Here is an 8,841-nt window from a genome sequence, read left to right as displayed (position 1 = left end):
TTCGTCTTCCATGGCCGTGCTCATGTGTCATTCCTTTCAAGGTTAACACCTGAGCAGGATTTCACTGGGTCAATACAAGACCACGCTGTAACCCAGGGGGGCAAGCGCCGCGCTGTAGAAGGCCTTGGCCCGGGCAATGTCGGTGACACGGAAGGTCATGTGGTCAAGCATGGTGCGTTGCTCCTGGGGGACGTGGTGTGAAGTTGCCAACAAAACTGTATACATATACAGTTTTGTTGGCAAGCATTCCGCTGGTGTTGTGGCAGGAATCCATTCCGTGCGGCTCTGAGGCCAACCCTTTTTTTCCGGATCTCGCACACCCGCCAGAGTTGCCCGCACGGCGGGGCTTTCTTACGGGCAATCTGATTCACATCCTTCGGTGATCTCGGCCCATGACTGCCTGAGCATCAGTGTCAGGCTATGGGGTGGGTGGGGCCAGCTGGACGATGTGTCAAGTGTTACTTTTCTTGTGAACCAGTCGCTCCAAGAATTCGGTTCCCATCGGCATACCGCAACCCGGACATTTGTCCCAGTTCGGCATGTACTCGGCATGCGGAACACTTCTTCCCTCCCGGATCTCCCAGCATCTCCCACACGAGAGGCACTGAGCTAGCGCTGGTGTAAGGCGCCTTGAAAACCGAATAAGCACCAGTCCGGCGGAGAATGCACCGAGCGTTACCGACACGAGAAGTGCTCCCGGCCCAACGGACAGGCTTGGAACCAGCATGAGGTACGCTGCTAGGGCGAGGGCGGAGAGGAGAATACCAGCGAGAAGAACCAGATTGCGCTTGCTGCGATTCTTCTGCGCCAGCTGTTTGGCGGCCAGTGCAGCCGCCGCGGTGGATGGCGGGATAAATGCGGTCATTGTCTTGGTGACGCCTAATGACGACGCTGTAGAAAACCTCCATTTTCGCGCAGGTCTGATGAGATGATGGATTGGACATCGCCGTCATGGGATCGCATCAAAATATCGTGGTACGTGACTATGTCTTGCTGCTCAGGCTTCGGAGAGCGGTTTGCCGTCGTGAGTGAGGCTCAGGGTGCCGCCCGGCGTGAAGTTGAGGGCGATGCTGTCGTAGTGGCGGTTGTTGGAGAAGAGGTACTGGAACTTCGCGACGACGGCCTCGATTTCGGCCTGAGATGTGGCCGCCGTGTATTCCTGCTGGAAGGGGATGGATTTGTTCATCTCCACCATGTGTGATGTGAGCGCGACGGTGGTGCGCAAAGCCCGTTCCATCACAGGGTTGTTTTCCAATGCCTGCTTGAATTCCGTAGCGTAGGGGTAGTCGGCCGGCAACTGGATTTCCCCCATGGCGTCATAGGTGATGTGCGTAGGCGGGCTGAGAATACCGCTGTCGGCCAGGAAGCCGGGCATGTGCGCCGAGACGTAGCTGGACAGGGCATCAATGTTTTTCTGGCTAGGCATCAACAGCGGCACAGAATCCAGATTCACCCCCTGGCGGGTTGGCGGTGCGAAGTAGGACTCGATGTCGAGTTCTATTGTGCCTTTATCCGTGTCGAATTTCGCCCTCGTGTCGTCCCCGGCAGACGCGGAGGGTTTGGCTTGAGTCACATGGACGGCATAAAGATCGCGCGCAGCCTGGGAAATATTGACCGTATCGGCAGTATTTGCCGGTGCGGCGGCAAAGTCTTGCCGGAATGATGCTGAGCGTGCAATTGCAGTGGCGGAAAATAGAGCCGAGGGGGACTGAACAATCATGGCGTGCCTCCTTCTTCGAGATGCTTGCATCCAGCGCAATAAGCATGCCAATGAGAGCAGAAGCGATGCGAACAGTAGTGCTTTTTTCTCCAACTCGGTTGTACTTCCAGATCTTCTTCAGTTTTGGTTTTTTTACCTTTTCGCCGGTATCTTTCAGTATCTCCCTAAGCTGGGCTGCGGAGTGGTGTTGGCTTGAATCAATTGTTAGGCCCCGCGCCACTGGGCCAAATGCAGTAGAACACCTGATGGGTCCCAGACGTAGGTGACGAATGCACCATAAGGTTCTTGCTCCGGCGCCGCTACACGGGCCGAAGGAAAACGCCCGGACTTTAAGAGTCCGGTGATGTCAGAGAAGCAACGGGCAGCGTCCTGAACTGATATATGCAGCATGCCGTTCTCCACCCATTCTTTGACGTAATAGCGTTGCAAGTAAAAGCTTGAGCCTGCAAGCTTGAGGAGTGCCAGGTTTTCGTCCGACCACTCCAGATCGCAACCCAACGCCAAGTAGAAATTCTTGGATAGTTCGAAATCCTGGGCTGGTATGAAGGTGCGAAGTTCGCTTGCTTGAAGATCAATCATTGGGATGCTCCTGCAGGGGCCTAGATATGGCTGCACAAAGACCGGTGAGAGCGACGCCAGATGAAAAATGCCAACGCAGCTGACCACACAATCCACCAGATTGCCACCGCACAGCACCAGCCCAATTGGGTTGGTATAGGCCAGCCATCCGGGGAGCCTTGAAGCGTCGAAATGCCGCGCCCCTCGATTGCCTCAAGAAACGCAATGGTGATCAGAAAGAACACTGCGCCGAGCGGTGGCAAGACTATCGCCATGGCCACTTGGCCACAAACCACGGCCGCACCACCAAGAGTGATTAGCATGAGGCGTCTAGCGTTGATCACGGTTGTCCGCTTGACGGGTGGTTAAGGCACAGCCTTGGCGAAGGAAAGCACTCATTCGATGTTCCAATCTTGGACCGTTCCAGCCTCAATTGAATGAATGTTGCCGAAATTCCGGATATAGGTTGAACAAAGGCCAGTGGTCCTGGAGCCGGCCTTGGACGCCGCCGGCGCCAGGCACAAGCCCTCACACTCCTTTGAGTCGCTACAGGATTTTCCGGCATCCTTGGCCTTGAGATCGCAAGATGCCGGTTTGCCAGGGAAGGGCAGACCTAAAACGGTCCAGGCTCCTCCTGCGGCTTCACACTCCGCCTGGCTTTGTGGCAGAGCCCGCATTTCCTTGGCCGCAAAGGCGGTCGTTCCGGGAATAGCGACCAGCAAGAGCAAAGTTGCATGGGCCCGAAGCATATTGATCGTCATGGCGCCCAACGTTTCAATTCACCGGCCTGGCGCGGCTTGCCACGGCAGGTTCGGTGGAGTGATGAGTTAGCCTTCGTCACCAAAACTTCCACCATGAGGAACGGGAACGCTTATAGCGAACCAGCGGGATTGACTCCGGCTCAAGCAGAGAAGGATCAATGAACCCCTCAAGTTGATAGCCGAAGCGGTCTTTCAAGGTTTCCTCTCCGAGTTCCAGCGGATGGAACGGAAACGGGTAAGCATCCTTCTCCTCTTCACTATCAACAGCCGGGTGCTCGCCGGACCAGTATGGCTCTTCGAAAGGCAAGCATTGCCCGATGTCTTCCATGATACCGCTGTCCGGAGAAAGGCTCAGTGAACGGATCAGCTTTTCATCTTTCCATATCGCATAGGCGAACCAGTCAACGACGCTGTGCATGGCGTGGAGTGTGACAACCCCGCTACCACCGGCTGCTATGAACCTCTGCGGCAGTTTGGATGGGTGATCGATGCCAAATTCCTTGGCGGCAATAATCGAGACGCCGGAAAAACAGCCGATGTGAATTTCATCGTTAGGTGGGCATGTAGAGGCAAGAGATCCATCCCCAATCGGCTCAAGTGTTTCGCCGGGGAACAGTGCATTGACGAACTTCAATGTTCTCTCTCGGTCCAGCGCAGGCTTTCCAGCAAGCACCTCACGTGCGTTTGAGTCGGCAATGACAAGCATCCAAGTCTTCGCGCCCATAGATCCGTTCCCGTAAGTGATGAACGGACTCGCGCGGCTTTATGCGCGAGGTCCGCTCGATTGATGGTTTGGGCAGCACATCATTTACCTGGCCTTTCGCTCGCCGTGCCTGGTTGGATGGCAAGCCACTCATCAGGATATGGTTGGTAGTCGGACTCGAAGTCTGTGGTGTATGAACCCCACCCCATTAGCACGTAGTACTTGGCCATCACTTCGACATGAGACGAAGCGTCAATCGTGCCGACCAGTAGCCTGCCTGGCTCTTGAAGAGCACGAAAGCTATCGCCTATCGGGCCAGCCAAACAGAGCCCTGTCAGTCCCTCCGGGTCTCTCCATATCTCATGCTTCAGAACCGCCATGATAGTGACGCCCAACGTCTAAGTTGACCGGTACACAGCGGCATTGCGCCGCGAGCCGCGCGCGTGTGCATACGTCCCGCGACGCAATGCCGCTGTGTGTCTGTGTCGAACGATCTGTTAGACAGCGCTGCCCTCACCGTCTCCTGCATAGATTGGATTCGGCCCGAGCCAATGCGCTTTCGCCGATTTCACGGCAAATCCGAGCGCGGCTATGGCCGCCATGGCGATTCCAAACGGGAGTGTGAAAAGAACCACCCCGGCGAAACCATCAAGTTCGACCAGCTTCCATTTTCCCACCACGAACAGGAGCACTGAGAAGGCCAGAGCGAATTGGAGCAACCAACCCAAAGAATACATGCTCCATCTGAGTTGATACCTTCCCCACAGCTCTCCGACCATCGGCTTCGGGCCGAGCCAAGTGAAGGCAGTGCGGCTGACGAGGCTGTTCGGTCGTAGCCGAAGCAACCAGAACAACGCGTCCAGCACGAGCCAAAAGATGACGATCTCCATTAGTGCGGTCTAATGCTGGAGGTAAGAGGCTGCGGCGCGAAGGCGACTGACCGGAGAAACCACGCCGGTTCCGCAGTTCCGCTTGACCGAAGAGTTAGGCGTTTTCATTCGCACCAACCATAAAAAAATTACTTTCTTTGGACACGGCGATGCATTGTGCTCCAGGGGTGCAGCACCTACTTGGCATAGGCATGGCTGAAAGCCCGAAAATTATCACGACTTTGCCAAACCACTTTTCGCAGTGTCATAAATTGTGTAGTTTCCTACCCTTTTGGACGTACGATGAAGATCGGAAACGCCATGCCGCTGACGCAGGTGCTCGTCTCGATCTCCGAGGGTGGGCGTTTTCATTTCTTAAAGCGCTTCATATCAATTAGTTCGAAGGTGCTCATTTTGTCGAATGTGGAGGCATAGGCGTCCCAGAGGTTCTTTGATGTGCCCGCGACGGAAACGACAGCCACATCCAAGCCATTGCTACCCCAAAAGAGCGAGTAAAGAATGTGATATGGTCCCTCCTCTGTCTCAAGGCAAATGCGTGTAAAGAGTCCTTGGTTTGTCTCCTCGCAAGTTCTGAGTACCTTGGCCTCCTTCTTCTTGGTCCCCAAAAAATCAAGTATGAAATCTTTGGCAGTCTTGCCAGCAGCCTGTTTCACTCCGACGAAGGTCTGGATGCGAACACCGGTCGTGTATGGGCGGTTGCCCGTGGTGTCTTCACGGGACAAGATCCAAGTGTAGACCGGTCCTTGTTGCCCTTCGGCGTAGAACCAATCCTTCGGCCGAGCAATCTTGCCGCCTGTTGGCTCAAGAACTTGAGTTACAAATTCGGATGGCGGATTCTGCGCGAAAGCAGAACATGAAATTAGCAGGAGCAGTGCGGTAAGTAGTCTTTTCATGGTTCCATGAGATGGATAAGGATAAGGATAAGGATGTGGGTGCCCAATGTTTGAACTTGCCGGCTTGCGTAGCTTTTGGGTGGTCCTCTCGAAGCGATTGTTGGGCATCGGGCTATACCCAGCTACGTTCAACAAACTCGTCGATTGCATACAGGCGATCTTCAAGTTGATGTGAGGAGGCCGCAGATATGATCCTCGCAACACCATCGGCGTAGGCGGAAGCTCCGTACACCCTTGTTTCGAGCGAGATGCGGCAAGCGCCATCTTCAATCAGAATGCTGTGTACGGCGTGGCGCCCAAGGTGTTCTGGAGGAATGCGCAAGGCGCTCAGTTGTTCATCTCGATCACGCACTGAAACTACGGCCTCGGCCGAAAGCCCCAACGACTGGGCGATTGAAATCGCGGTACCGGGAGCAGACCGCTTTTCGGCTTGGTGCGACTCTCTCAACTCGATGTGGCAACCCGTGAACAACCTTCCGCTCATCGCCAGCATATTCATGAACTTCAGCATGAGAATGTTGGTGTTCGGGCACATGACGACGGGAAACGTGGGTGATGTGCCTTCCAGCTTCGATCCGGTTGATAGCTCAACGAGAACGGAGTGCGTTTCTCTACAGTAGGCGATTACATCGTCTAGCTCTCTGCCGGAGCCAGCATGGACGACCACCGAGCGGTCTTGCTTAGGCGGTGCGTTAGACCAACGGTGGAGCGTGAGCGAGGCGCCGAGCGAAAGCTCGTTCAGCAGTTCCGTCGCCAATTTTCCCGAACCAACTATTAGGACTTGCATAGTGCTACTTGAGTAGATGAGGTGGATCGTAAGATGCCCAACGTCTTAGCTCAGCGGCTGCCGGAGGCGGTCCGCTGCAGCGTTGGGTTGGGCGGCAGGCTGACGGATTGCAAAAATGAGGAAGTGGTAGTTCTCCGGGGCATTGCGGCGTAGCTCGGCAATTCTCGATGCTGATGGCTTGCCATTGACCAGTAGCTCTTGAGGAACAACGAATTCGGATGAGCTGGGGTCGCCGAATCCGATCCTCGCGCCAATTGCCACAAGCTCAGATATAGCATTGTCAATGTCGATCTCCGATGGCGCCACAGCCAGCGGGATGCTTGAGAAGCGGCCAGACGTGATGTGCCACAAGAACACCAAGTCGCGTTCTGATTCGGCGATGAGATTAGCGACCCAGGTCATTGCATAAGGTTTGATATTGACACCCAACGTTCGACATGAGCGAGGCCGCGAAGGGTGCTGACCGCCAGAGACTACAAACCATGCTTCACCTTCCACTCTGGCGACCATGCCAAGACTTCAAGGTGATGGACAGTTATATGTCCGGCGTGTTGCTCGGCGGTCAACATTGAAGTGCTCAGTTCAAAGCCTGCCCAATCGGGGGACCTAAAGTGCTTGTGGTCGCATTCGCCTTGAGACAGCCTGGTGAGCAGTGTATTAAGACTATCGCGCAAAAACATAATGCCAGCGAGGTCGCCGTGAATGGTAACGATGTCGCCACCAGGCGAAGTAGTCACGCTCAACAGATGATCTGGTGATGTCATGGTCTGAGGTGTCTAACGTTTGAATTCACAGGGCTGGCGCGGCTTGCTGCGACAGGTCCGGTTTAATGATGGGTTGGACGAAGCCGCTCCGTGGAAAATCTCCTCCCGGCCAACGCACGATTTGCTGCGTAACCCCACGCCCTCGCTCATGAACGAGGATTCTGCACAACTTCGTGAGGATAAGCCAGCATGAAAACGGCATTTTCCATGCGCTCGCCATCCGGTGGCCGCGGGGGCATGAGAGGGGGCTATTGAAGCGGGCCGTAAGGCTGGCAAGCTCCACGGGCGGTTCTGGTGTGGAGGTCTCCAAGCGGCCCCCACCCACAACAGCCAAGCTCCCCCCCACGCTTCGGGTAAGATCCCCTCTGTGGCAGCGTCGGGGCGCCCCGCCTTGTGCGCCGGGCGATTGCCCGAAGACAACAATAAACAAGAACCGCCCTGCAGGAGCTTCCCGGCTCCGATGATCCAGGCAGGCGCAGACGGGCAGAGCTGATGTTTGACAGGATCTCGATTCGCTACAAGCTGATAGTCCTGCTGGGGCTGAGCGCGGCGCTGGCCTTGCTGATCTCGTCGGCAATCACGATCTATTCGACCTACCTGAGCGAGTCCCGGGCGTCGCTGCGCGTGCTGCATCAGCTCACCGACGTGATCAGCGAGAACATGCGGGCGGCGCTGGCTTTTGGCGATGCAGGCAGCGCCAACACCATGCTGGCCTCCTTGCGGGTCGATCCGCACATTCTGCTGGCGGTGGTCAATGACGAGTCGGGGCGGCCGCTGGCCGAGTATCGGGCGGCTCGTGTGTCCGGTGCGCAGGTGCCGCAGTTGCAGGCGGGCGTGCAGGCGCGGATCCGCGCCAGTGCCGATGCGCTGCGTCGACCCGATGGCTTTGTGGAGCACATCGACGATGACTTCATGGGGGTGTTGCGCCCGGTGTTCTTTGAGGGGGCGCCCATCGGGGTGCTGGCTGTGGTGGCCGACACCGGGGTGGTGTGGGCCAAGATCCGTGAGTTGGTGCTGCTGCAGGCGGCCACGTCGGTGCTCACGCTGGTGTTGCTGCTGTTTCTGTCGTTCAAGCTGCAGTCCCTGTTTACCCGCCCGATCATGAAGCTGATGGGGGCCATGCAGGACGTGGCCCGCACCAAGAACTACCGGGCGAGCCTGGAGGCCGAGCGGCGGGACGAGTTTGGGACGCTCTACGCCGGTTTCAACGCGATGCTGTCGGACATCCGCGAGCGGGACGACCGCCTCAGCCTGCTGGCCACCACGGATGCCCTGACCGGGCTGGCCAACCGCCGTCATGCCATGGACAGCCTCCAGACCATGCTGGCCCGTGCCCAGCGCAAGGGCGAGCCGCTGGGGGTGATCATGCTCGACATCGACGCCTTCAAGGCGGTGAACGATAGCCATGGCCACCCCGCGGGCGACCGGGTGCTGCAGGAGGTGGCCCGGGTGCTGCAGGCCAATGCCCGCGACTACGACCTGGTGGCCCGGCTGGGGGGTGAGGAGTTTCTGGTGGTTTGCGATGGCGGCACGGAGGAGGTCACGGTTGCGGTGGCCGAGCGCATCCGTGCCGGTGTGGAAGCCCGCCAGATCGACGATGGCGCGGATGCGCTGTTCCACGTCACGGTGAGCCTGGGGGTGCATTCGGCGGTACCCCGCTCGACCCACGAGGACATCGAGAAAATGATCCGTGCGGCCGATAAGGCCCTGTACCGCGCCAAGCAGGCCGGTCGCAACCGCTACATGGTGGCTTAAAAGGGAGGCC

10 protein-coding genes are annotated in these 8,841 nt (G+C 57.1%); 1 reads left to right on the top strand and 9 read right to left on the bottom strand.

Features of this window, described 5'->3' with window-relative positions; translation table 11 throughout:
- Window positions 1-997 precede the first annotated feature (997 nt).
- The 9 genes from L6Q67_RS21775 to L6Q67_RS24585 all read right to left on the bottom strand — a co-directional run bounded on the left by L6Q67_RS21775 (window position 998) and on the right by L6Q67_RS24585 (window position 6,992).
- On the bottom strand, window positions 998-1,720 hold the full coding sequence (locus tag L6Q67_RS21775) for a hypothetical protein (protein ID WP_296574896.1): 723 nt from the start codon (window positions 1,718-1,720) through the stop codon (window positions 998-1,000).
- A 204-nt stretch (window positions 1,721-1,924) separates the two neighbouring features.
- Entirely contained in the window at window positions 1,925-2,299 is a 375-nt protein-coding gene (locus tag L6Q67_RS21770; RefSeq protein ID WP_296574893.1) for a hypothetical protein, read from the bottom strand.
- A gap of 374 nt (window positions 2,300-2,673) precedes the next feature.
- Window positions 2,674-3,039: a hypothetical protein gene (locus L6Q67_RS21765; RefSeq protein ID WP_296574890.1), complete on the bottom strand. Its 366-nt coding sequence runs from the start codon at window positions 3,037-3,039 to the stop codon at window positions 2,674-2,676.
- A 76-nt stretch (window positions 3,040-3,115) separates the two neighbouring features.
- Window positions 3,116-3,745 (bottom strand): hypothetical protein, encoded by a 630-nt coding sequence (locus tag L6Q67_RS21760; RefSeq protein WP_296574888.1) that lies wholly within the window; start codon window positions 3,743-3,745, stop codon window positions 3,116-3,118.
- Between the two features lie 494 nt (window positions 3,746-4,239).
- Window positions 4,240-4,632 carry a hypothetical protein gene (locus tag L6Q67_RS21755; protein WP_296574885.1) on the bottom strand — a complete coding sequence of 131 codons (393 nt, stop codon included), beginning with the start codon at window positions 4,630-4,632 and terminating at the stop codon, window positions 4,240-4,242.
- 347 nt (window positions 4,633-4,979) lie between these two features.
- Entirely contained in the window at window positions 4,980-5,633 is a 654-nt protein-coding gene (locus tag L6Q67_RS21750; RefSeq protein ID WP_296574882.1) for a hypothetical protein, read from the bottom strand.
- Between the two features lie 4 nt (window positions 5,634-5,637).
- The gene (locus L6Q67_RS21745; RefSeq protein WP_296574880.1) at window positions 5,638-6,282 is read right to left on the bottom strand and encodes a dihydrodipicolinate reductase C-terminal domain-containing protein; all 645 of its coding nucleotides are present in this window, start codon (window positions 6,280-6,282) and stop codon (window positions 5,638-5,640) included.
- Window positions 6,283-6,357: 75 nt separating this feature from the next.
- Window positions 6,358-6,714, bottom strand: a complete 357-nt coding sequence (locus tag L6Q67_RS21740; protein WP_296574872.1) for a hypothetical protein — start codon at window positions 6,712-6,714, stop codon at window positions 6,358-6,360.
- Between the two features lie 71 nt (window positions 6,715-6,785).
- Window positions 6,786-6,992: an Imm32 family immunity protein gene (locus L6Q67_RS24585; protein ID WP_367171662.1), complete on the bottom strand. Its 207-nt coding sequence runs from the start codon at window positions 6,990-6,992 to the stop codon at window positions 6,786-6,788.
- A gap of 576 nt (window positions 6,993-7,568) precedes the next feature.
- Here L6Q67_RS24585 and L6Q67_RS21735 point away from each other — a divergent pair.
- Window positions 7,569-8,831, top strand: coding sequence for a diguanylate cyclase (locus tag L6Q67_RS21735; protein ID WP_296574850.1), 1,263 nt, complete (start codon window positions 7,569-7,571; stop codon window positions 8,829-8,831).
- Window positions 8,832-8,841 lie beyond the last annotated feature (10 nt).

This window comes from Zoogloea sp. (assembly GCF_023150065.1).
In the GTDB taxonomy this organism is placed as follows: domain Bacteria; phylum Pseudomonadota; class Gammaproteobacteria; order Burkholderiales; family Rhodocyclaceae; genus Zoogloea.
Note: the sequence above shows the minus strand (reverse complement) of the source record. Positions and strands in the feature narration are given on the sequence as shown.